This window comes from Rathayibacter sp. AY1C4, assembly GCF_002932195.1.
Lineage (GTDB): Bacteria > Actinomycetota > Actinomycetes > Actinomycetales > Microbacteriaceae > Rathayibacter.
In genome coordinates, this window is the sequence record NZ_PSWE01000012.1 from 44,080 (window position 1) to 64,806 (window position 20,727).

Sequence of the window (20,727 nt, forward strand, 5' to 3'; positions counted from 1 at the left end):
GGCCCGCGAGGAGGAGGACGACATGGCGAGGATCGTGCAGTACGAGCGGATCGGCGGGCCCGAGGTGCTCGAGACCGTCGAGGCGCCGGAGCCCGAGGCGGGGCCCGGAATCGTGGTGGTCGCCGTCCGCGCGGCCGGTGTGAACCCGATCGAGTGGAAGGTGCGCTCCGGCCTGCGCCCGAGCCCGCCGTTCGACGGTCCGCGGAGGCTCGGGTCGGACGGCTCCGGCGTGGTCTCCGCCGTCGGTCCGGGAGTGACCGGTTGGAGCGTCGGCGACCGGGTCATCGTCAGCGGCGCCACCGGCACCTACGCGACCGCCGTCGCGGTCTCCCCCGACTCCCTCGATCCGCTCCCCGACGGACTCGGCTTCGAGGAGGCGGCCGCGCTCGGCATCCCGGTCTCCACGGCCTACCAGGCGGTGGTCTCGCTCGGCGTCGCGGAGGGATCGACGTTCGTCGTCCACGCGGGCGCCGGAGCGGTCGGCCGGGCGGCGATCCAGTTCGCCGTCGACCGCGGAGCCCGGGTGATCGCCACGGCGAGCCCGGCGAATCACGAGGCGCTGCGCGCGCTCGGAGCGGTGCCGGTCGCCTACGGGCCCGGACTGCTCGAGCGGCTGCGTGCCACGGCGCCCGAGGGCGTCGACCGCGTGCTCGACGCGGCCGGGACGGACGAGGCGCTCGCCGCCTCGCTCGCGCTGGTGGAGGATCCGCAGCACGTCGGAACGGTGGTCGCCGGTCCTCGGGCGGCCGAGCTGGGCATCCGGGCCTGGAGCGGCGGCAGTCCCGTGCCGCTGACCGAGGAGGAGCAGCGCCTCCGCCGCGAGGGGGTGCCGCTGGCCGCCCGGCTGGCGAGCGAGGGGCGCTTCGCGGTCGCGACAGGTCCGCGCCTCCAGCTCGAGCAGGCCGCAGAGGCGCACCGGCTCAGCGAGGACGGCCACGTCCGCGGGAAGATCCTTCTCGTTCCCTGAGCCGGGCCGGCTCCCGGCATCCGTCTCCCCACCGCTTCCCCCGCTCTCACCGTCGAGAAGGAGTCCCCGTGTCCACTGACGACACCACCCCCGTGATCCTGGGGGGCGCCCGCACCCCGTTCGCCCGCTTCTCCGGAGCCTTCGCGCCGCTCTCGGGCGTCGAGCTCGGCGCCGCTGCCATCCGAGGGGCTCTCGAGCGCTCGGGCGCCTCCGCGGCCGACGTCGACGCGGTCGTGCTCGGCCAGGTGATCCAGGCCGGAGCCGGTCAGGGCCCCGCCCGGCAGGCCGCGGTCCTCGCGGGCCTGGGCTGGGACGTCCCGGCGGTCACGATCAACAAGCTCTGCCTGTCGGGTCTCACCGCGGTGATCGACGCGGCGCGGATGATCCGGCTCGGCGAGGCGCAGGTGGTCGTCGCCGGAGGGCAGGAGTCGATGACCAACGCGCCGCACCTCCTGCTCGGATCCCGCTCGGGCCTGGGTGTCGGTCCGCGTCCGCTCGAGGACGCACTCCTCCACGACGGCCTGCTCGATCCGTTCGACCGCCGCCTGATGGGGAGGGTGACCGACGACGGCAACGCCGCACGGGGCATCCGCCGCGAGCGCCAGGACGCCTTCGCCGCGCTCTCGCACCAGCGGGCCGCCGCGGCACGGTCCACCGGCGTGCTCGCCGAGGAGATCGTGCCGGTCGCGGTTCCGCAGCGGCGCGGACCGGACCTCGTCGTGTCCGCCGACGACGGGATCCGGGAGGACAGCACGGTCGAGACGCTCGCCCGGCTGGCCCCCGCGTTCTCGCCCGAGGGCACGATCACGGCGGGCAGCTCGTCCCCGATCACGGACGGCGCCGCCGCGCTGGTCGTCGTGTCCCGCGGCTGGGCCCGCGAGCGCGGACTGCCCTGGCTCGCGACCGTCGCCGAGCACGGGCAGGTCGCCGGACCGGACAACTCCCTGCATTCACAGCCGTCGGCGGCGATCCTCCGGGCGCTCGGCCGCCGCGGTGCAGCGGTGTCCGACCTGGACCTGATCGAGATCAACGAGGCGTTCGCCTCCGTCGTCCTCCAGTCGGCGGACGATCTCGGCGTCGAGCCCGAGGCGGTCAACCCCGACGGCGGGGCGATCGCGCTCGGCCACCCTGTGGGCGCCTCCGGAGCACGGCTGGCCCTGCACCTGGCGCTGGCCCTCCGGCGCCGGGGCGGCGGGCTCGGCGTCGCCGCGCTCTGCGGCGGAGGCGGCCAGGGCGAGGCGCTGATCCTCGAGGGCTGACCGGCGGTCCGCCCCCAGGAGCGCGTCGGCGCCTCCGGCTACGCTCGCGGGATGAGCATCCTGAGCGCCGACGGCCTCGCCTTCGTCACCGAGCGCCACCTGGCCACCCTCTCCACCCCCGGCCGCCAGGGCCGCCTGCATGTGGTCGCCGTGGGCTTCACCTACGAGGACGGCGTCGTCCGCGTCATCACCTCCCGCGAGAGCCAGAAGGTGCTCAACGTCCGGCGGGGCGGCACCGCGACGGTCGGGCAGGTCGACGGCATCCGGTGGCTGAGCCTGGGCGGTCCGGCGACGATCGAGGAGGAGCCGGACGCCGTGCAGCACGCCGTCGAGCTCTACTCCCAGCGCTACCGCACCCCGCGCCCGAACCCCCTCCGCGTCGCCATCCGCATCGACGTCGACTTCGCCCTCGCCTCCTCCGGCCTGCGCGCGGAGTAGCCGGGTGGCCCGCGGCGACGCGCTGGGCGGGGGCGGCGCCGTCTCCTCCCTCCGCACCTACCGCTACGTCCGCCTCTCCCTGGTGGCGGCCGTGGTGCTCCTCACGGCCGGCCTCGTCCACCAGCTCGTCGTCGGAGGCCCGCTGCGCTCGATCAGCGCCTCGTACTACACCCCGGTCCGCTCCCTCTTCACCGGGGCGCTCTTCGCGGTCGGCGTCGCGCTGGTCGTCCTCGCCGGGAGGAGCGTGCGGCGCTTCCTCCTGCTGCTGGCGGGCATGACGGCGCCGGTCATCGCGATCGTGCCGGTGCCCCTCGCCTCGGAGGAGCTGCAGCGCCTCCAGGGAGCGGTGTGCCCGGCGGGAGGGGCGTCGTGCCTTCCCGCGACGGCCGCGGGTGAGGTCGCCGCCTCCCTGCCCGCCTACCTGGTCACGGCCGCGGCCGTCCTCGTCGCCTCCGTGATCCTGCTCGCCCTCGACCGGGTCCTCGACCGCTGGGCACTGGTCCGCACCGCGATCGCCGCCGCCCTCCTGATCTTCCTGGCGGCCTGGAGCACGCTCCCGTCGTTCCTGCGGCTCGGCCACTACGCCGCCGCCGGCGTCTTCTTCCTCCTCATCGCCGTCACCGCCGGTCTGCACGCCGTCGCGGTGCGCGAGGAGGGAGCGAGCGGGCCGGGGACGCCGCGCTTCTACTCCCGCTGCTACGCCGTTCTCGCGGTGCTGATCGCCGCGGTCGATGCGGCGCTGGTGCTCCTGCTGCTCACGGGGCGGGGAGCGGAGCTACTCGGCGAGCAGTGGCTCCTGCTCGGCGAGGCCGTCGCGCTCGCCCTCTTCGGGGTCTTCTGGGTGCTGCAGACCGTCGAGAACTGGGATCGTCCCGACGTGCTGCTCGTCGCGCCGGGCTGAGGGGGCCGGTGACGGACGGCCCCCTCAGCCGCTCAGCGCTTGAGGGTGATCGAAGAGCTCCGCCCGAGGTTCCCTGCGGCGTCGTAGGCGTGCGCGACGATCGCGTACCGCCCGGCCGGGTAGGAGGAGGCCGAGACGGTCAGGCGCCACGTGCCGTCCGACGCCCTCGTCGCGTCGCCCAGCCGCGTGGCTCCGCTCCAGAAGCTCAGCTTCGTCGTGCCGACGTCGTCCTTGGCGGTGGCGACCAGGGTGACAGAGCCGCGCACCGTCGATCCGCTCGTCGGCGCGGTGATGACGGTCTTCGGAGCCGTCGTGTCGCGCGACGGCGCGGGCGAGCCCGTGGGTGCCGGAGCAGGAGCCGCGGTGGGCGCCGACGTGGGAGTCGGGGTCGGGGTCGGAGCCGGTTCGTCGCCGAGGCCCCAGGCCGTCCACAGCTCCTCCGCGATCATCGCCTGGCCGGCGACGTTCGGGTGGAAGTAGTCGACGTCCGTCGAGAGCTGGTCGAGCGAGATCGGAGCCGCCGTGAGGGCGCCGCCGTCCCAGACGCAGTCGTTCGCGGCGGATGCGCAGGCCGATTCGAGTGCCTCGTTGAAGGCGGCCTCCCGGTCCTCCGCCGCCGCGAGCGAGGCGGTGTAGGCCGAGCCGGTCAGCGGGGCTCCGGTCGTGGCGTCGACTCCGCGCTGGGTCCGGCAGACCCCGCCCCAGGCCCAGATCGCGGCGCCCGGCGTCGGCTTCACGGCCTCCCACTCCGACTCGATGTCCGGGACCGAGCCGACGAGCACCGTCGCCTCCGGCCACTCCTCGCCGATCGAGCGCAGGATCCGGGTCGCCGACGCGGCGAAGGAGGCCGCGGGCGTCATCGCGTAGCCGTCGCGGGAGTCGGGCGAGAGGCTCAGCGAGCAGAGGTCGTTGCCGCCGATCAGCAGCGTGACCACGTCCGGCTCCTCCCCGGCCGCGACCGCGGCGTCGATCCGCGACTCGACTCCGCTGATGACCGCGCCCGACTTCGCGTAGTTCACCGCGCGGACCGCCGTCCGCGGATCCGCCGCCGCCATCCGGTTCGCGATCGAGTCGACCGCGGGCGCCGATCCCGTCGCCCAGGAGTTCTCGACGCAGTCGCGGTTCACCCCGCAGGTCGTGGCCGCGCGCGTGATCGAGTCGCCGAGCGCGAGCAGCGTCTGCGTCCCGGACGCCTGCGCCGGCGGTGCCGCCAGGAGCCCCGCCAGGAGCGCGATCGCCCCCGCGCCGACCCCTGCTGCTCTCCGCCGTGCCCTGTGTGCTGTGGTCCCCATGTCGTCCCGTCCCCTGGTCGTCCATCGTTCGAGTGCCTCGCGTGCTGCGAGAGCACGAGGGGCGAGCGTACGTCGCCGCGGCTCCCCCGACGGACCGGAGGAGGGCGGCTCCCGTCAGGCGCGGCCCGGATGGGGGACACGGAGGACGCACGGAGGCGAGCGGCCCACAGCTTCGGGCGCCCGATCGTCAGGACCTGCACGACCGGCCCGCGCGCTCTCCCGCCCGGAGAGCACGTGGACCGACGGCTCCTCCTCGATACTCTGAAGCGATGATCGGCCGTCGCCGTGGAGGGAAGAGGGATCAGCATGGACTACTCGAACGAGGACGATCTCAAGCAGAGGATCGGTATCGACTCTTGGAGGAATCTGTCGAAAGAGAAGTTCATAGCGTTCGCATCCGAGCTGCCGAACATGAGCGAGGAGCTCGCCCTGAAGGTCGTCGAGCAGTTCCCGGATTTCAAGAATCTCGTCCTCGACTCGTTCAGTGAAGTGCGAGATCAGGCGAGTTCAGCCGTTCGAGCCAACTGGAAGAGTCAGAAGAAGGTTCACAGGGCCTTCGCCGAGTACCGCGCCGTCCTGAACCGCGAACTGGATCGTGACACCCTGAGCGCGGCGGACCGCTACTCGGTCCTTCGGCTGTTCAAAGAAGCGATCGACGACGAAGCACTCAAGGATTCGGAGCACAAGGCGTTCGTGCTCCGGGCACTGGGCATCGTCGCGATGGTCGCAGTCGCCGGAGTCTCGACGGGAGTCGCCGTCCTCGGCGGTCGAGCCAGGATCGGCGGAGACGCCTAGTACCGAAGCCGATCCAACGGACCACTTCTCCGCCGACGAGCGCGTCGAGGCCGCGAGGCGGTCGACCCGCCGAACAGGCGAGGTTCCCGATCCGGCCGCCGGGAGAACGCAGAAGGCCCGCTCTCTCGAGCGGGCCTTCCGTGGTGGTGGATCCGAGGGGATTCGAACCCCTGACCTCTTCATTGCGAACGAAGCGCGCTACCAACTGCGCCACGGACCCGTGCCTTCCGAGCCGTCACCGGCCCGAACAACTCGTCCACACTAGCACGGACGAGCAGGCGCCTCGCACTCGGGTCAGGCCCCGCGGCGGCGCTGCAGCGCCTGGTCGAGGTCGATCGCGTCGACGCCGTCCACGACGCCCATCGCGGCGAAGCGGGAGGAGGGACGCGGCGCCTCGGGAGCGGGAGCGGCAGCACGCGGGACGCGCAGCGGCGCCACCTCGGGAGCGGTCGCGGCGGCGCGCTGGGCGAGCTCCGCTTCCGCCGCGGCGGTGCGCAGGCGCTCCACGGCGTCGATCGACGCCATCGCGGAGGCGGCGACCGTGCCCCGGGAGAGGTAGAGCGGCTTGGGGAGCGGCTGCGGCGTCCAGCTCGCACGGTCCTCGGCGAGCTCCTCGGAGGCGTCGTCCGCCGCCTCCTCGGCGAGCTCGGCCTCGAAGACCTCGGCGCGCCGGCGCTCGGTCGCGGCGGCCGTCGTCGCTGTTGCGGCCGGAGCGGCCGCGCGCCGGCGACCCGGAGCCAGCAGGATCAGCGTGCCGAGCCCCGCGACGGCGAGGAGCAGGCCGACGAGCGGCACCGCACCCGTGCCGCCGAAGGGCAGCATCACGAGCCCGACCAGCGCGGCGACCGCCCCGACCAGCACGGCCAGCGCGGCGCCCTGGCGCCAGCGCAGGACCGAGGGCCCTGACCGCGTGCTCCGCCGTGCGCTCGCGGTCGCCCGTCGCAGCGCGTCGCGCGCCGCCTTCTCCGCCTGTGCCAGCTCCATCGCCTGTGCCTTCTCTTCGGCTCGTCGTCGTGTCTCGGTCACCCGGAGCCGGCGCTGCTGCAGCGCCACCTCGCGGGCCGTCGCCTCCGCACGCACGTGCTCGGGCACTTCCGCGGTCTCGGCGAGGATCCGCAGCGTCTGCTGCAGCCTCACCGCGTTGCGCTCGGTCGCGTTGTACGACCGCCTGCGCATCCACGTGGGGATCAAATAGGCGACCCACAGAACGGCGGCGAGCGCCCAGACGACGCCCCCGCCCAGCCAGTCGCTACTCATGCGGACAACGCTAGGAGCACCGGGCACTCCCGTCCGTCATTACGGGTAGGTGTGTCCGTGCGGATCGCGGATCAGTCGGGGCCCCGTCGGAGGGACACCGGCGCCGTCGGAGGGTCCGGAGAGACCCGAGCGGCGCGAGGCGCGGAGATCCGCGTCGGTCGGCACGCCGACCTCCGACGGGACCTGCCCGTCGAGGTAGCGGCGGAGCACGCCGCGGGGCACCTCCTCCGCCACGAGGGCGAAGCAGAAGTGGTCGCGCCAGTCGCCGTTGATGTGGATGAAGCGTCGCCGCAGGCCCTCGTAGCGGAAGCCGAGCTTCTCGACCACGCGCAGGCTCGGCCGGTTCTCCGGGCGGATGCAGATCTCGATCCGGTGCAGCCCCAGGTCGAGGAAGGCGTGGTCGGCCGCGAGGGCCACGGCGATCGGAGTGATCCCCCGCCCGGCGTAGCGCTCGGACACCCAGTAGCCGATCGACCCGGAGGAGAGCGAGCCGTACCCGATGTTCGAGATGTTGAGCTGCCCGGCGAGCTCGCCGTCCCAGTCGATGAGGAACGGCACTCCCCCGCCGGCCCGCGCGTTCTGCTGCAGCGAGCGGATGCTGGCGCGCACGTCGAATGCGGCGCCTCCCCGGGGGTCGGACGCCTCCCACTGGCGCAGCCACGACCGGTTCGCGATCAGCTCCCGCTCGAGAGGGCGGGCGTCGCGCACGCGGATGGGGCGGACGGTGACACGACCCTCGGTGAGCGTCGGGATCGGGAGCGGCATGATGCGACCCTACTGCTCCACCGCACTGCGGGAGGGGGACTGGACTCCGGGGCGTTCCGTGCTTCCGTGGAACGGAGGAACGGACGGGATCCCCCGCCTCAGCAGGGGGTCCCGTCCGTTCCGGAGGCGCGCTCGCCGGGGCTCAGAGGCCGGCGACGAAGTCCTTCAACCAGGGCTTGAGGTCCTTGCCGAGGTCGTCGCGGTCGGAGGCGAGCTGCACGATGGCCTTGATGTAGTCGAGCTTGTCGCCGGTGTCGTAGCGGCGGCCGCGGAACACGACGCCGTAGACGCCGCCGAACTCGGCCGGATCCTGGGCCATGCGCTCCAGCGCGTCGGTCAGCTGGATCTCGCCGCCCTTGCCCGGAGCGGTGTGCTCGAGCACGCCGAACACGTCGGGCTTCAGCACGTAGCGGCCGATGATCGCGAGGTTCGAGGGGGCGTCCTCCTTGGAGGGCTTCTCGACCAGCCCGGTGATCCGCACCACGTCGTCCTCGTCGGTCGCCTCGACCGCCGCGCAGCCGTAGAGGTGGATCTGGTCGGGGTCGACCTCGAGCAGCGCGACCACCGTGGTGTCGCGCTGCTCGGCGACGTCGATCATGCGGGAGAGCAGCGGGTAGCGGGCGTCGATCAGGTCGTCGCCGAGGAGCACGGCGAAGGGCTCGTCGCCGACGTGACGTTGCGCACGGGAGACCGCGTGGCCGAGGCCCTTCGGCTCGCCCTGACGGACGAAGTGCACGTCGGCGAGGTCGCTGGCGTACTTGACGTGCTCGAGCTTCTTGTCGTCCTTCTTCTGGGACAGGTTCTGCTCGAGCTCGGGCACCGAGTCGAAGTGGTTGGCGAGCGCGTTCTTGTTGCGCCCGATGATCACGAGCACGTCCTGGAGGCCGGCGTCCGCCGCCTCCTCGACCACGTACTGGATCGCCGGCTTGTCGACGACCGGCAGCATCTCCTTGGGGATGGCCTTCGTCGCCGGCAGGAAGCGGGTGCCGAGACCTGCGGCGGGGATGACTGCTTTGCGGATTCGAGTGCCCATGGGGCGCCATCCTAGCGGCGGGGGAAGTCGCGGGAGTTTCGCGCCAGGACCGGCGACGGAAGGCGCCGGACCCCGTTCCGGGGCGGTCCGGGACGAGCGTCCCTCAGGGTCGTCCGCGCGGAGGCCGGCGCGGGGCCCGGTTCTAGACTGAGCGCATGCCAGTCGACATCACGCACGAGAAGCGGGCGCTGCGCGCCGAGCTGCGCGAGCGCCGCCGCACGCAGACCTCGACCGCTCGCGACCAGGCCGCGGAGCAGATCACCGCCCACCTGATCGAGCTCGCCACCCGCGTGGGGGCCCGCTCCCTCGCGTGCTACCTCTCCGCTCCGGACGAGCCGAGCACCCGGCCGTTCCTGGGCTGGGCCGAGAGCCACGGCATCCGCGTCCTCTTCCCCGTCTCGCGCCAGGACGGCCTGCTCGACTGGGCGGTCGGCGACGGCCACACCGAGACCCAGGGCCTGTTCGGCATGCCCGAGCCCGTCGGGCAGCTGCTCGGCCCCATCGCGATCAACGACGTCGACCTCATCGTCGTCCCGGCCGCCACCGTCGACCGGCAGGGGATGCGGATGGGCTGGGGGCGCGGCTACTTCGACAAGACCCTCGGCTCGATGGAGAAGTGCCCGCCGGTCTACGCCGTCGTCTTCGACAGCGAGCTCGTCGACCGGGTGCCCAGCGAGGTCCACGACCAGGCCGTCGACGGAGTCGTCACTCCCTCCGGCATCGTCGACCTGCGCCACTGACCCCGTCCTCCTTCTCCCCCACCCGCCTCCGAGGAGCCCCCTGTGCCCACCTACTCCTACCGCTGCACGCAGTGCGGCAACGCCTTCGACATCCAGCAGAAGTTCACTGACGACACGCTCACCGAGTGCCCGAGCTGCCAGGGGGCGCTGCGTAAGGTGTTCAGCGCGGTCGGCGTGACCTTCAACGGCTCGGGCTTCTACCGCACCGACTCCCGCTCCAGCGGGAAGTCGAGCGAGGGCGGCTCCTCCTCCTCGGGTGCCGGCTCGTCCGGCTCGGGCGCATCCGGCTCCGGCTCATCCGACTCGTCGTCGGGCTCCTCGGGATCGGGCGGCTCCTCCTCCGGATCCTCGGGTTCATCGGGCTCGGGCGGCTCCTCGTCCGGCTCGGGGTCCTCGGGCTCCGGATCGTCCTCCTCCTCGTCGTCCTCGGGCTCCTCCGGGTCCTCCTCCTCGGGTTCCTCCTCAGGGAGCTGACCCGCCACCCACCGCTCACGGCAGAAACGGAACGATCATGATCAACGGCTTCAAGGAGTTCATCCTCCGCGGCAACGTCATCGACCTGGCTGTCGCCGTGGTCATCGGCGCCGCTTTCACGACCATCGTCAACGCGATCGTGACGGGGATCTTCAACCCGCTCATCGGCGTGATCTTCGACGCCTCCTCCCTCGAGGCCCTGGTCTGGCCCATCCGACCGGGAGAGAACGGCGAGGACCCGACCGTCATCGCCTACGGCTCGGTCGTCTCGGCCCTGATCCAGTTCGTGATCGTCGCCTTCGTCCTCTACTTCGCGTTCGTCCTGCCGATCAACCACCTCAAGAACGCCGCGTTCGCCAAGAAGGCCGCCGACGCCCCCGCCGCGGAGGACAAGGCCCCCACCGAGCTCGAGCTCCTCGCCGACATCCGCGATCTGCTCGCCAACAATGGCACCGCAACCACCGCGAACTCCGGCAAGCACGTCGACTGAGTCGCTCTGTCTTCTTCCGCCGGAGGCGGAAGAAGACCGCGGTCGGCTTCCCGATGGAGAGCGTTCCGTGGAGCGGTGTGCGAACAGTGCGTTCGAAACGCTGGCACGCGTTTCGGACGACACCTGCACCCTCGGTAGGTCGCCTATCGGGGCCTTCAGCGTCTCCGGCGGGGACTGATCGTTCCTGTGTCCACGCCTTCATCGGACATCGCCGGGCATGAGGCGGAAAGCGGTCGATCAGCTAGGCACCGGACGGACGCGATCGTCCGCAGGCACCGGACGGGAAGCAGCCGGTCACCGTCGCCGGGTCCGACGTGAGCGGTCGCCGGACAGCGGCGTGACGCGTTCGCTCGTCGAGGCGGGGCGCGGCGGGGTGAGGTCCGAGGTCGTCGACGGGTCGAGCGCCGACTCGCGGATCACCGACCGGTCCGGCTGACGTCAGTAGTGCGGGGGGACGTCCTGGCGCAGGCGCGCGTCGTTCGGGCCGGTGTCGGGGCGCGCGGGCGACGCGGAGGGGTCGGCGACCGGAGCGTCGTGCGGGGACGGATCGGTGCCGGGCTTCGCGGGGAGCGTCGCCCGCCGACCGCCGCGGGTGCGCCGCAACGGGCGGTCGGCACCCGCGGGGGCGTCGGGATCCGGCGCCACGATCAGTCGCGCGGCAGCGGCTCGACGGGCTGCGTCTCCCCCGATGCCGGAGCGGCGGCGGCGGCAGGAGCGGCGGGAGCAGCAGGAGCCTCGCCGGCGGCGGGAGCAGCGGTCTGCTCCTCCCCCGCGGTCGCACCGATCAGCCCGGCCACCCGCGCGGCCACGGCCTCGGGGTCGGCGAACAGCTCGAAGTTGTGCACCCGCAGGTAGTGCCAGCCCAGCCGGCGCAGCAGCTCCGGACGCAGGCGCAGCGACACGCGCAGGCTCTGCGTGCTCACGTCGCGGTCGGTCTCGACCACCACGGCACGGGTCCCGTGCGCGGCGACGAGGGCCAGCTTGCCCTTGTGCCCGATGTTGACCCGGAGTCCGCGGCGCTCGAGGCGCGCGGCGAGATCCACCAGCATCGGCTCCGAGTAGTCGTCGCGGTCGCTCGGCTGGACGCGGTCCTCCGCCTCCTGCAGCACCTGCGCGAGCGCGACCATGCCGTAGCGCATGCGCGACTCGTCGATGTCGCCCGGGCGGAAGCACGAGACGATGTCCATCGAGCGGCGGGCACGGGTCATCCCGACTGCCAGCAGGCGCTCTCCGCCCGGCTCCGCGAGAGCGCCGAAGTTCGACAGCAGGCGGCCGTGGGGCGTCCGGCCGTAGCCGATCGAGAAGATGACGCGGTCGCGGCTCTGCGCGACCGACTGCTCCAGCGTCACGACGGCGAAGGGCTCGGGACGGTCGCCGAGGATGAAGTCGCTCAGATCGGTGCGCTTGGCGAAGGCCGTCAGCACCGCCTGCTGCACCCGCACGGCGTGGCGAGGACTCGCGGTGATGACCATCAGCGACTCGCGCGGACGGATCACGGCGTGCTCGAGCACCAGCTCGACCACCTTCGCGACCTCGGCGTCGACGGACTCGACGGCTCCGGAGTCGTTCTCGGGCATGCCGTGCCCGCTCGCGATGTAGTGGAAGCGGAGCGAGTCGTGTCCGAGGAACGAGCCGGCCCAGGGCAGCGAGTCGATGCGGCCGCCGTAGAAGCGGCGGTTGACCAGCTCGGCCAGGTCCTCGCCGCCCGCGCGGTAGCTGCGGGTGAGCGTGACGGTGTTGAGCAGCTCGCCGAGTCGGGCGAGCGCCGACTGGGCGTGCAGCGCCTCCACGTCGGTCCGCGAGGCGGTGGAGCCGAACTCCGGCGTCTCGTCGACGCGAAGGCCGAAGGGAGTGGGGGTCTGCGTGACCGGGTCGCCGAACGCGACGACCTGCTTCGCCCGGCGGATCGCTCCGACGTTCTCGGCCAGCGTGGTCGCCCCGGCGTCGACGAGGAACACCGCGTCGAAGGTCGTCTCGGTGCCGATGCGGTGCACCTCGTACGGCGAGGCGAGCCAGGCCGGAGCGAGCACGCGCGAGAGGTGCGGAGCGGCCTTCTGCAGCTCCTGAGGGGTCGTCGCCGCCTCGGTGCGCAGCAGCGCGCGCAGCGCGTCGCGCTCCTGCGGCCAGTCGACGAGCCCGATCTTCCAGGTCTCGGAGAGCTTCCAGGCCAGCAGCTCGGCGCTCGAGGCGGCGTGCGCCTCGTCGACGAGCTTGAAGTCGGCCTCGAGCCGGTCGAGCACGCTCGTGTTGCCGCCGAGCAATGCGCGCTCGTCGGTCAGCATGATCTCGAGCGCCGAGCGCCACCAGGCCAGGTCCAGCTCGCCCGCGACCAGCTCGGCCGGCACGTGGCGGCGCGAGAGGTCGGTGAGCAGCGGGTCCAGGCCCCAGTCGCGCAGGGTGGCGAGGAGGGTCGTCCGCTCCTGGAGGTTGGCCAGCACCTCGCTGTCCTCGGCGAGGCCGGACACCATCGAGGCCAGCTCCGCGAGAGGGAGCGAGGCGAGCTGCAGGTTCGTCCCGCGGCGGCCGAGCGGCTCGTCGAGACGGCTCAGCTGGTCGGTCACCTGCTGGTAGGCCACCTGCACGTCGGCGACGCCGACCGGGACCTCGGGGATCGTGCCGGCGACCGCGTAGCGCTGCCACAGCGTCCGCTGCTGCTGCACCCGGCGGAGCGCCGCGTTGAGGTCGGTGACGTGCGCGCCGGGACGCAGGTACTCGCGCGCGAGCTTCTTCAGGCGCCGGCGGTTGGTGGACGACATCTCGGCGGCCTCGCGGCGCGGCGAGGTGGCGACGATGAGGTCCTGGATCGAGCGGTCGAAAACGGCCGGCTGGAACTTGTCCAGCGTCTCGCGGACGTCCTGCAGCAGGCGCAGGTAGATGCCGAGCTCGGCGACCGACTCGAACGGGCGCATCCGCGTCTGGCCGATGACGTCCTGGGCGCGGTCGAGCAGGCGCGGCAGGTCGCGCAGGTGCAGGCGCTTGGCCAGCTCGTGGGCGATCTCGGCGTCGGCGGTGGAGTCGAACTGGGCCCCGTACCAGGGCGAGTCGCCCGGGCCGTAGCGGAACTCGCCCAGGCGCGCCGACTCGATCAGCATCCGGGTCGCCTCGGGGCGGCTGTGCGCGAGAGCGGTGACGGAGCGGCGGTCGAGGCGGGCGGCGGTCGACGGGGGCGTCCGCAGCTGCGAGAGGCGGGCGAGCTCCTCGAGGGCCTGCAGCGCCGAGACGCCGAAGCTCTCGTCGCGCCGGGAGAGCGCGCCGCGGTAGTCGAGCAGCACCTTCCGCAGCCGGAGCAGGGCGTCGTCGATCTCGCTGACGGAGGGGCGCGCGGCCTTCTCGTTGCGGCCGATCGACTGGATGAGGTCGCGGCGGAGCGTGCGGGGCCCGACTGCGATGCCGCCCAGGCCCGCCGAGAGCAGGCGCTGGTGGATGCTGTCGAGGCTCGACCGGCGGGCGCTGACGACCAGCACGCGCTTGTGCTGGGCGGCCAGGGCGCCGATCGCGTTGACGATGGTCTGGGTGCCGCCCGTGCCGGGAAGGGTCTTCACGACGAGCGAGTTGCCGGCCGCGATGTTCGCGATCACCTGCTCCTGCTCGGCGTCCGCGTCGAGGAGGAGGTTGTCGGTCGCCGGAGGACGCTCGTCCTGCGGGATGATCGACGCCACCTTCTGCGACTGCTGCAGCGCCCGCTTGGCGGCCGGGTTCCCGGCGACGGCGTCGAGGACCGGGTGCTCGAGCATCCGGGCGTCGCGGAGCATGTCGCCCGCCACGTCGGCGAAGCTCGAGACCACGAGGCGCGGGTGCACGGCGAACCACGGCAGGTGCGAGGTCAGGCCGCGCAACTGGTCGATGACCGGCTGCGGCTTGAAGACGCCGTTCTGCACGGCCAGCTCGACGAACTGCTCGGGGTCGATCGTGATGCCGAACTGCTGCTTGAGGGCGCGCGCGAGCTGCGGATTGAAGTAGGGCTGGCCCTTGAGCTTGAGCTCGAAGTCGCGGCCGTAGCGGCGGATGGCGAGCGGGCGCAGGAGCACGGGTGCGGTGAACTCCGTGTCGCCGGCGCGCCACTGGGCGAGGCCGATGGCGAGGTGGACGCCCTCGATGCCGCGGACCGAGCGCAGCTCGATCCCCTTGTCGGTGATCGCACCCGCGGCGTTCTTCGCGGTGCGCAGGGCGAGCTCGTCGCGGATGAGCGAGGAGAGGAGCGTCGTCTTGCCCGAGATGAACGGGGGCAGCCCGCCGGGGTGCGTGGTCGAGAGCTCGATGCGCGTCCGGGGCGAGTCCACGAAGTGGAGCAGGGGCGACGGACCGCCGACCTTGGCGAGCTCGTCGCGCCACGACTGCCACACCGGATCGGCCACGTTGCCGCCCTGGTAGCCGGCCTCGCCGCTCGTCACCTGCACGGGAGAGGTCGCCGTCGGGGAGAGCCGATGCGCGGACGCCTCCCCCTGGTCACCGGATTCGGGTGAGGTCGCCACCGGTCCGGCTCCTGGGAAATCGTCGACTCGTTGCACACGGACACCCTAAACCGGGCACCTCCGAAAGGCCGTAGCGACGCGGGTCGGCGGCACGGCACCTCCGAACGGCTCACCTGCCTGGAGCATCGGAGGCACGCGGAGCGCCGGGTCGGATCGGCGAGCGCGCCCGCCCGATCGGGGCGGGCGGGGGTCAGGAGGGCCAGACGGCCAGGGGCGGCGCCGTCTCGACCCGGCGCTCGTCGCCGACCACGCGGATCCGGCTGCTCACGCGGTCGTGCCCGGCGGCCGCGGCGACCGCGGTCATGACGAGCCGGGCGTGGTCGCGCGTGAGATGCCCGAAGGCGCTCCGCAGATCGACGGGACGGCCGGTGGCGAGCGACACGGCGATGCGGGCGACCGCCTCCTCCGAGAGGTCGAGGAGGCACGCCTGCTCGGCGAGGACGGCGAAGTCGATCCGCGGCGCGGCCTCCGTGGCGGCACCGGCCGCCCACGGGTGCTCGGGGCGGAGGCATCCGGCGCGGACGAGGAGCTGCTCCGCGGCTTCGAGGCCGGGCCCGGCGAGGACGGCGATCATGCCGCGGTCCGCTCGGCGCGGCGCCCGGAGGCGCGGACCCCGACGGACACGACGGCCGACAGCAGGCAGGCGACGCCGGCGATCAGCGGCGCGAGCCAGCCGAGGACGCTCACCTCGTCGACGTCCGCGCCGAAGTACTGCCAGTGCGCGATGGCGTAGACGAAGAGGGAGAAGAAGCAGAGCGCGACGCCCGTGAGCGCCGACACCAGGTCCGCCGGACGGACGAGGGGCTCGTGCTCCGCCGAGGCGGCCTGCTCGATAGCGGGCTCGGAGAGGGCGGCGGGCGGGACCTGCGGGAGGGTCGCGGTGGCGGGGTGCTGCGTCATGTCTCCGAGGCAACCAGCCGCGCGGTGTCACGGTCGTCACTCGCTGGCATGACGTCCCGAGCCGAGCGGATGGTGGCGCGGTCGGCCGGTCAGGGAGCGACGGGGACGTCCGCTCGGGCCGGTCGGCGTCCGAGCGACGACTGGAACCGCAGCAGGTACCCGTCGGGATCGGCCACCACCAGCTGACGGACGCCCGCCTCCTCCGCTCCGACCCGGTACCAGCGGGTCTCGAGCGGCGAGAACGGCGGCGTCCCGGCCTCGGCGAGCGCCGCTGCCGTCCGGTCGGCGTCGTCGACGTGCAGCTGCAGGTTCATCCCCCGGCCGAGCGGGCGCTCCAGCGGTGCAGCGATCCAGTTGCGGCCCCGCCCCGCCTCTTCGAGCATCACGTGCGCGGAGCCGAGGACCAGGTACGCGAAGCCCTCCTCGGGCCGGGCGTAGTGGATCCGGAACCCGCAGGGACCGCACCAGAATCCCAGGCTCCGGTCGAGGTCGGCGACGAGCAGCTCGGGGACGAGATCGGGATCGGCCATCCGCGCGTTCTACGCCTCGGCGCTCTCGGGGCGCTTCGTGCGGCCCGGGAGCAGGAGCAGGCCCGAGACGCCCACGACGATCAGCAGGATGGCCGCGACCGTCACGAAGGAGGCCAGCGCCAGCACGGGCATGATGATCGTCAGGACGCCCGCGATGACCGAGGCGATCCCTGCCGCGATCGGCAGCCACGCGGGGCCGGCGACGGTGCGGCCGCTGGTGATGCTCGAGACGCCGTCGAGGATCCAGCCCGCGCCGATCACGAGGCCCAGGACGCTCAGCGACTCGAACGGGTTCGACAGGCACAGGATGCCCGCGACCAGGATCAGGGCGCCGAGCAGGCCCGCGAGCCAGCGCACCCGGGCATCGAGCCGCGAGGCGGTGAAGGCCAGCAGCAGGCGGAAGACGCCCGCGGCGATCAGGTGGATGCCGAAGACGATGGCGACGGTCAGCAGCGTCGGACCGGGGATCAGGACGGCGATGACGCCGAGCACGATCGCGATCAGCGAGACGGCGATGATCCACCAGCGCTCGACGGAGGTGCGGGACATCGTGGGCGCGGCGGTCTCGGACATGGCGTTCCTTCGCGTCGGGGAGTGCGGACCCCTCGAACGTTAGGGCACCGGGGCGGGGTGGCGCGGGGCCTTGCGCCCGCCCGCCCGTGGACGCAGGTCAGTGGCGGGATCCGGTGCGCGCCGCGGCACGGTGCCGCCGCACGCGGCGCACCACGAGCGCGAGCAGCAGCACGCCGAACGCGCTGTAGATGATCGCGTCGAGCACGCCCGCGTACTGGTCGACGAGCTCGTACTGCGTGCCGAGGGCTGCGCCGAAGCCGATCAGCAGGCCGTTCCAGACGCCGGAGCCGAGGATCGTCAGTCCCGAGAACAGCAGCAGGTTCATCCGCTCGGCCCCCGCGGGGAGCGAGATGAGGCTGCGCACGCCCGGGATGAGGCGACCGAAGAGGACCGCCCAGGTGCCGTGCCGGCGGAACCAGCCGACCGCCTTCTCGAAGTCCTCGCGGTCGACCAGCGGGAGCTTGGAGAGCAGGCGGATCGAGCGCTCCGTGCCGATGCGGTGGCCGAGCGCGTAGAGGATCAGGCCGCCGAGGTAGGCGCCGAGGGTCGCCGTGATCACGACCAGCACCAGGTTCATCCGGCCCTGCTGGGCGAGGAAGCCGGCCAGCGGCAGCACGAGCTCGCTCGGGATCGGCGGGAACACCGTCTCGATCAGCGTCAGCAGGCCGACGCCCGCCTCTCCGAGCGCGGCGATCACCCGCGCGGCGACGCCGACGAGTCCGGAGAGCTCGTCGATGCTGTCGGAGGAGGAGGCGGTCGCCACGGAGGCGGGGGCGAGGGCGAGGGTCGCGATCGTCATGACTGAGAAGCTACTCAGTCCGCCGAGCGCGCACCTGGGAATCCGGCGGCCCGCTCAGGGGCGGCCGGTGAGCACGACGGTGTCCGATCCCTGCAGCCGCACCTCGACCGAGGCGATCTCGGAGAGCGGGAGCCCGGTGGCGAGGCTGGGCTCCATCGTCGTCCCCGGCGCGCTCGTCCACGATCCGACGGCCTCGGTGCCGCCCGAGGTGTCCGTGACGTAGAGGACGTAGCCGGCCGAGCCCGCGTACTGCTCGGCCGTGTCGGCCCAGCTGCAGTCCATGTCGATCCGCGTGCCCCACTGCTGCGGCACGAACCGTACGGAGGCCTCGACGGGGACGCCCGGAGCCGCGGCGAGCGAGACGGTCGAGCCGACGGTCTCGACGGGGGCGAGGGTCGGGCCGATCGCGAGCGGCAGGGCGACGGCGGCGGCGGCCGAGACGCCCGCGGCGGCGAGCACCAGGCCCGCGATGCGCAGCCGCGTCCGGCGGCGGACGGAGTCGGTGGCCGCGGCGAGGCGGGTCAGCAGTGCCGCCGGAGCCGGATCGCCGGCCGCCTCCGGCTCCTCGACCAGGCGCATCGCCTCGTCCTGGGGCAGGTGGGCCAGCAGGCCCGGCAGCGGGACGAACTCGGCGAGGGACTCGCGGCAGCCGGGGCAGGCGCGCAGGTGCAGCTCGTACTCGCGGCGGTCGGCAGCGGTCAGGGATCCGAGGAGGTACGCGGCGTCCCAGTCGCGGAAGGGGTCGTCGTGCCGGTCGTCGGAGGAGGGGTCGCGGCTCACAGCTCCGTCACCCCCCGCTCCTGCAGTGCGAGCTTGAGGGCCCGCATCCCGTAGTGCATCCGCGACTTGACGGTGCCCGGGGCGATCCCCAGCAGCGCGGCGATCTCGGTGACCGTGCGGCCGCCGTAGTAGGCGTGCACGATGACCGCGCGGTGGTCGTGGCTCAGTCCGCTGAGCGCGTCCGAGAGCAGCCAGGCGTCGAGCACCTGGTCGGTGCGGTCGGCGGTCGGGCGCTCGGGGACCTCGTCCGTGCCCAGCTCCCGGGCGTAGCGGGCGCTGCGGCGGTCGTCGATGACGAGGTTCCGGGCCACGGTGTAGAGCCAGGAGCGGGCGGCGGCCTCGCCCTGGGCGAGGATCTCGGGGTGCTTCCAGGCGCGCAGCAGCGCCTCCTGCACGACGTCCTCCGCCATCTGGCGGTCGCCGGTCAGGCGCAGCACGAACCGCCAGAGCGCGCTGGCGTGCTCGTCGTGCAGCGCACGCAGCATCTGGGCCTGATCCTCGGACATCTCCACCTCTTCCTGCACCAACGTAACGGGGGCCCGAACGGTTCAGCCGGTTCGCGCGAGCGGCCGCACTCTGGTACTCCGGAGTCGATGACCTTCCCCGATGCCGACGACGCCGCCCGCGTGCGCTCCTTCCTCCGCGACAACCGCTCGCGGATGCTCGACGACGTCCGGCACCTCGTGATGATCGAGAGCCCCAGCGACTCCCTCGAGGCGCTCGGCGAGCTGCACGCCTTCCTGGTGCACTGGGTGGGAGAGCGGCTCGGGCACGACGCCGACGTGCAGCACCGGCGTGCGCAGGACGCGCCGACCGCGACCAGCTGGACCGTCCCGGCGAGCGGTGGCGCAAGACCGCACCGGGGCACGCGTCCGTTCGTGGCGCTGCTCGGCCACTACGACACGGTGTGGCCCCTGGGCACGACCCGCTCCTGGCCCTTCGCCGTCGACGGCGACCGCCTGAGCGGCCCGGGCAGCTACGACATGAAGGCCGGGCTGGTGCAGATGGTGTGGCTGGTGGCCGCGCTCCGCCACGCCGGCGTCCCGCATCCGGCCGTCCGCCTGGTGATGAGCGGGGACGAGGAGATCGGCAGCGCCGCCTCCCGCCCGTTCCTGGAGCGGCAGTGCGCGGGCGCCGACGCGGTCCTGGTGTTCGAGGGCGCGATCGGCGACGCGGTCAAGACGGCGCGCAAGGGCATCGGGCGCTTCGTGATCGACGTGGTCGGGGTCGAGGCGCACGCCGGGGTCGAGCCGGAGAAGGGGGCGAGCGCGATCCACGAGCTCGGCTCGCTGATCCCGCGGGTGCTGGCGATCGCGCGGGAGGAGGAGGGCACCTCGGTCAACATCGGAGTGGTCTCCGGCGGCTCGCGGGTCAACGTGACGACGGCCCGCGTGCGCCTGGAGCTGGAGGCGCGGATCCGCGGATCCGCCGAGGCCGCCCGCGTCGAGGCCGAGCTCGACGCGCTCGCCGCCGCCGACCCGCGCATCCGGCTGGAGGTGCGCGGCTCCTGGGAGCGGCCCGTCTTCGAGCGGACCGCCTCCGTCGCCGCGCTCTACCGCAGGGCCGAGCGGGTCGCGAAGCGGATCGACGTCCCCCTCCGCGAGATCGCGGTCGGCGGGGCGAGCGACGGCAACCTCGTCGCCGCCCTGGGCCTGCCGGTCCTCGACGGGCTCGGCGCCCCGGGCGAGGGGGCGCACGCGCGCAGCGAGGCGATCGGCATCGAGGGCATGCTGGAGCGGACGGCGCTGGCCGCGCTGCTGGTCGCCAGCTTCGGCGACGAGCACTGACCGGCTGCAGAGGAAGGACGAGCGGATGACCCTGTACGAATCGCGCCCCGTGGGCGTCGTGATCGAGGCTCCGGCCGCGGAGGTGTACGCCTTCGTCTCCGACCCGGCGAACCTCCCGCGGTGGGCCGCGGGCCTCGCCTCCTCCGCGCTCGAGCAGGTCGACGGACGCTGGTTCGCCGACTCGCCGATGGGCCGGGTCGAGGTGCGCTTCGCCCCGCAGAACCCGTTCGGCGTCGCGGACCACGAGGTCACGCTCCCCGACGGGACGGTGGTGGACAATCCGCTCCGGGTGCTCGTGAACGGGGACGGCGCCGAGGTGGCCTTCACCGTGCGGCGGCGCCTCGGGATGAGTCTCGACGACTGGGACGAGGACTGCGCGCGGGTCGCGGACGACCTCGAATCGCTCCGGCTGCTGTTCGAGCGCGGGGCGCTGTAGGTTCGTCACAGCTCCGGCGCAGGGCCGGCACCCGTGAGA

23 protein-coding genes, 1 tRNA gene and 1 pseudogene are annotated in these 20,727 nt (G+C 73.1%); 10 read left to right on the forward strand and 15 right to left on the reverse strand.

From position 1 onward, the window contains the following. Nucleotides 1–22: 22 nt before the first annotated feature. The 4 genes from C5C99_RS07990 to C5C99_RS08005 all read left to right on the forward strand — a co-directional run bounded on the left by C5C99_RS07990 (nucleotide 23) and on the right by C5C99_RS08005 (nucleotide 3,565). The gene (locus tag C5C99_RS07990; protein WP_104268518.1) at nucleotides 23–967 is read left to right on the forward strand and encodes an NADP-dependent oxidoreductase; all 945 of its coding nucleotides are present in this window, start codon (nucleotides 23–25) and stop codon (nucleotides 965–967) included. Nucleotides 968–1,035: 68 nt separating this feature from the next. Next, the gene (locus tag C5C99_RS07995) at nucleotides 1,036–2,226 is read left to right on the forward strand and encodes an acetyl-CoA C-acyltransferase (RefSeq protein WP_104232853.1); all 1,191 of its coding nucleotides are present in this window, start codon (nucleotides 1,036–1,038) and stop codon (nucleotides 2,224–2,226) included. A gap of 51 nt (nucleotides 2,227–2,277) precedes the next feature. Next, on the forward strand, nucleotides 2,278–2,664 hold the full coding sequence (locus tag C5C99_RS08000; RefSeq protein ID WP_104223212.1) for a pyridoxamine 5'-phosphate oxidase family protein: 387 nt from the start codon (nucleotides 2,278–2,280) through the stop codon (nucleotides 2,662–2,664). 4 nt (nucleotides 2,665–2,668) lie between these two features. Next, nucleotides 2,669–3,565, forward strand: coding sequence for a hypothetical protein (locus tag C5C99_RS08005; RefSeq protein ID WP_104339889.1), 897 nt, complete (start codon nucleotides 2,669–2,671; stop codon nucleotides 3,563–3,565). A 32-nt stretch (nucleotides 3,566–3,597) separates the two neighbouring features. Here the strand turns inward: C5C99_RS08005 and C5C99_RS08010 are convergent, their stop codons facing one another. Further along, on the reverse strand, nucleotides 3,598–4,857 hold the full coding sequence (locus tag C5C99_RS08010) for a GDSL-type esterase/lipase family protein (protein ID WP_104297209.1): 1,260 nt from the start codon (nucleotides 4,855–4,857) through the stop codon (nucleotides 3,598–3,600). Between the two features lie 306 nt (nucleotides 4,858–5,163). Between C5C99_RS08010 and C5C99_RS08015 the strand changes: the two genes are divergently transcribed. Further along, nucleotides 5,164–5,652 (forward strand): hypothetical protein, encoded by a 489-nt coding sequence (locus C5C99_RS08015; protein WP_104226443.1) that lies wholly within the window; start codon nucleotides 5,164–5,166, stop codon nucleotides 5,650–5,652. Nucleotides 5,653–5,796: 144 nt separating this feature from the next. Here the strand turns inward: C5C99_RS08015 and C5C99_RS08020 are convergent. The 4 genes from C5C99_RS08020 to galU all read right to left on the reverse strand — a co-directional run bounded on the left by C5C99_RS08020 (nucleotide 5,797) and on the right by galU (nucleotide 8,707). Continuing rightward, nucleotides 5,797–5,872, reverse strand: a tRNA-Ala gene (locus tag C5C99_RS08020). 74 nt (nucleotides 5,873–5,946) lie between these two features. Further along, entirely contained in the window at nucleotides 5,947–6,909 is a 963-nt protein-coding gene (locus C5C99_RS08025; protein ID WP_104223216.1) for a hypothetical protein, read from the reverse strand. A gap of 39 nt (nucleotides 6,910–6,948) precedes the next feature. Next, on the reverse strand, nucleotides 6,949–7,674 hold the full coding sequence (locus C5C99_RS08030; RefSeq protein WP_104223217.1) for a GNAT family N-acetyltransferase: 726 nt from the start codon (nucleotides 7,672–7,674) through the stop codon (nucleotides 6,949–6,951). 142 nt (nucleotides 7,675–7,816) lie between these two features. Beyond that, nucleotides 7,817–8,707, reverse strand: a complete 891-nt coding sequence (gene galU, locus C5C99_RS08035; RefSeq protein WP_104297210.1) for a UTP--glucose-1-phosphate uridylyltransferase GalU — start codon at nucleotides 8,705–8,707, stop codon at nucleotides 7,817–7,819. Nucleotides 8,708–8,862: 155 nt separating this feature from the next. Here galU and C5C99_RS08040 point away from each other — a divergent pair, with 155 nt between their 5' ends. Together C5C99_RS08040 and C5C99_RS17620 are read left to right on the forward strand one after the other, a co-directional pair. Continuing rightward, the gene (locus C5C99_RS08040) at nucleotides 8,863–9,447 is read left to right on the forward strand and encodes a 5-formyltetrahydrofolate cyclo-ligase (protein ID WP_104339890.1); all 585 of its coding nucleotides are present in this window, start codon (nucleotides 8,863–8,865) and stop codon (nucleotides 9,445–9,447) included. A gap of 42 nt (nucleotides 9,448–9,489) precedes the next feature. Continuing rightward, nucleotides 9,490–9,630, forward strand: a pseudogene (locus C5C99_RS17620) (FmdB family zinc ribbon protein); the annotation flags it as partial. Nucleotides 9,631–9,644: 14 nt separating this feature from the next. Here C5C99_RS17620 and C5C99_RS17625 read toward each other — a convergent pair. After that, nucleotides 9,645–9,929 carry a hypothetical protein gene (locus tag C5C99_RS17625; protein WP_308471459.1) on the reverse strand — a complete coding sequence of 95 codons (285 nt, stop codon included), beginning with the start codon at nucleotides 9,927–9,929 and terminating at the stop codon, nucleotides 9,645–9,647. Nucleotides 9,930–9,958: 29 nt separating this feature from the next. Here C5C99_RS17625 and mscL point away from each other — a divergent pair, with 29 nt between their 5' ends. Continuing rightward, the gene (gene mscL / locus C5C99_RS08050; protein WP_181027096.1) at nucleotides 9,959–10,411 is read left to right on the forward strand and encodes a large conductance mechanosensitive channel protein MscL; all 453 of its coding nucleotides are present in this window, start codon (nucleotides 9,959–9,961) and stop codon (nucleotides 10,409–10,411) included. Between the two features lie 438 nt (nucleotides 10,412–10,849). Here the strand turns inward: mscL and C5C99_RS08055 are convergent, their stop codons facing one another. From C5C99_RS08055 to C5C99_RS08095, 9 genes are all read right to left on the reverse strand, one after another. Next, nucleotides 10,850–11,056, reverse strand: coding sequence for a hypothetical protein (locus tag C5C99_RS08055; protein WP_104246712.1), 207 nt, complete (start codon nucleotides 11,054–11,056; stop codon nucleotides 10,850–10,852). Nucleotides 11,057–11,058: 2 nt separating this feature from the next. Continuing rightward, the gene (locus C5C99_RS08060) at nucleotides 11,059–14,883 is read right to left on the reverse strand and encodes a DEAD/DEAH box helicase (RefSeq protein WP_374952906.1); all 3,825 of its coding nucleotides are present in this window, start codon (nucleotides 14,881–14,883) and stop codon (nucleotides 11,059–11,061) included. A gap of 190 nt (nucleotides 14,884–15,073) precedes the next feature. Continuing rightward, nucleotides 15,074–15,457, reverse strand: a complete 384-nt coding sequence (locus tag C5C99_RS08065) for a hypothetical protein (RefSeq protein WP_104333096.1) — start codon at nucleotides 15,455–15,457, stop codon at nucleotides 15,074–15,076. Beyond that, a complete protein-coding gene (locus C5C99_RS08070) occupies nucleotides 15,454–15,783 on the reverse strand; it encodes a hypothetical protein (protein ID WP_104288088.1) in 330 nt (109 codons plus the stop codon). The genes C5C99_RS08065 and C5C99_RS08070 overlap by 4 nt, the downstream gene beginning before the upstream one ends. An 89-nt stretch (nucleotides 15,784–15,872) precedes the next feature. Continuing rightward, nucleotides 15,873–16,313, reverse strand: a complete 441-nt coding sequence (locus C5C99_RS08075) for a VOC family protein (protein WP_104339891.1) — start codon at nucleotides 16,311–16,313, stop codon at nucleotides 15,873–15,875. A gap of 9 nt (nucleotides 16,314–16,322) precedes the next feature. Further along, nucleotides 16,323–16,886, reverse strand: coding sequence for an HdeD family acid-resistance protein (locus C5C99_RS08080; RefSeq protein ID WP_104225073.1), 564 nt, complete (start codon nucleotides 16,884–16,886; stop codon nucleotides 16,323–16,325). Nucleotides 16,887–16,983: 97 nt separating this feature from the next. Beyond that, entirely contained in the window at nucleotides 16,984–17,685 is a 702-nt protein-coding gene (locus C5C99_RS08085; protein WP_104339892.1) for a DedA family protein, read from the reverse strand. Nucleotides 17,686–17,739: 54 nt separating this feature from the next. Further along, nucleotides 17,740–18,465, reverse strand: a complete 726-nt coding sequence (locus tag C5C99_RS08090) for an anti-sigma factor (RefSeq protein WP_104273099.1) — start codon at nucleotides 18,463–18,465, stop codon at nucleotides 17,740–17,742. After that, on the reverse strand, nucleotides 18,462–18,971 hold the full coding sequence (locus C5C99_RS08095) for a sigma-70 family RNA polymerase sigma factor (protein ID WP_104225070.1): 510 nt from the start codon (nucleotides 18,969–18,971) through the stop codon (nucleotides 18,462–18,464). The genes C5C99_RS08090 and C5C99_RS08095 overlap by 4 nt, the downstream gene beginning before the upstream one ends. Nucleotides 18,972–19,058: 87 nt before the next feature. Here C5C99_RS08095 and C5C99_RS08100 point away from each other — a divergent pair, with 87 nt between their 5' ends. Next, nucleotides 19,059–20,252 carry a M20/M25/M40 family metallo-hydrolase gene (locus tag C5C99_RS08100; protein WP_104225069.1) on the forward strand — a complete coding sequence of 398 codons (1,194 nt, stop codon included), beginning with the start codon at nucleotides 19,059–19,061 and terminating at the stop codon, nucleotides 20,250–20,252. 25 nt (nucleotides 20,253–20,277) lie between these two features. Beyond that, on the forward strand, nucleotides 20,278–20,688 hold the full coding sequence (locus C5C99_RS08105; RefSeq protein WP_104309811.1) for an SRPBCC family protein: 411 nt from the start codon (nucleotides 20,278–20,280) through the stop codon (nucleotides 20,686–20,688). Nucleotides 20,689–20,727: the final 39 nt, after the last annotated feature.

Coding starts and splice junctions, on each gene's coding strand:
- mscL (WP_181027096.1), top strand. CDS start 9,959: ATGATCAACGGCTTCAAGGAGTTCATCCTCCGCGGCAACGTCATCGAC.
- C5C99_RS08030 (WP_104223217.1), bottom strand. CDS start 7,674: ATGCCGCTCCCGATCCCGACGCTCACCGAGGGTCGTGTCACCGTCCGC.
- C5C99_RS08010 (WP_104297209.1), bottom strand. CDS start 4,857: ATGGGGACCACAGCACACAGGGCACGGCGGAGAGCAGCAGGGGTCGGC.
- C5C99_RS07990 (WP_104268518.1), top strand. CDS start 23: ATGGCGAGGATCGTGCAGTACGAGCGGATCGGCGGGCCCGAGGTGCTC.
- C5C99_RS08105 (WP_104309811.1), top strand. CDS start 20,278: ATGACCCTGTACGAATCGCGCCCCGTGGGCGTCGTGATCGAGGCTCCG.
- C5C99_RS08075 (WP_104339891.1), bottom strand. CDS start 16,313: ATGGCCGATCCCGATCTCGTCCCCGAGCTGCTCGTCGCCGACCTCGAC.
- C5C99_RS08080 (WP_104225073.1), bottom strand. CDS start 16,886: ATGTCCGAGACCGCCGCGCCCACGATGTCCCGCACCTCCGTCGAGCGC.
- C5C99_RS08000 (WP_104223212.1), top strand. CDS start 2,278: ATGAGCATCCTGAGCGCCGACGGCCTCGCCTTCGTCACCGAGCGCCAC.
- C5C99_RS08070 (WP_104288088.1), bottom strand. CDS start 15,783: ATGACGCAGCACCCCGCCACCGCGACCCTCCCGCAGGTCCCGCCCGCC.
- C5C99_RS08100 (WP_104225069.1), top strand. CDS start 19,059: ATGACCTTCCCCGATGCCGACGACGCCGCCCGCGTGCGCTCCTTCCTC.
- galU (WP_104297210.1), bottom strand. CDS start 8,707: ATGGGCACTCGAATCCGCAAAGCAGTCATCCCCGCCGCAGGTCTCGGC.
- C5C99_RS08095 (WP_104225070.1), bottom strand. CDS start 18,971: ATGTCCGAGGATCAGGCCCAGATGCTGCGTGCGCTGCACGACGAGCAC.
- C5C99_RS08040 (WP_104339890.1), top strand. CDS start 8,863: ATGCCAGTCGACATCACGCACGAGAAGCGGGCGCTGCGCGCCGAGCTG.
- C5C99_RS08015 (WP_104226443.1), top strand. CDS start 5,164: ATGGACTACTCGAACGAGGACGATCTCAAGCAGAGGATCGGTATCGAC.
- C5C99_RS08025 (WP_104223216.1), bottom strand. CDS start 6,909: ATGAGTAGCGACTGGCTGGGCGGGGGCGTCGTCTGGGCGCTCGCCGCC.
- C5C99_RS08085 (WP_104339892.1), bottom strand. CDS start 17,685: ATGACGATCGCGACCCTCGCCCTCGCCCCCGCCTCCGTGGCGACCGCC.
- C5C99_RS08065 (WP_104333096.1), bottom strand. CDS start 15,457: ATGATCGCCGTCCTCGCCGGGCCCGGCCTCGAAGCCGCGGAGCAGCTC.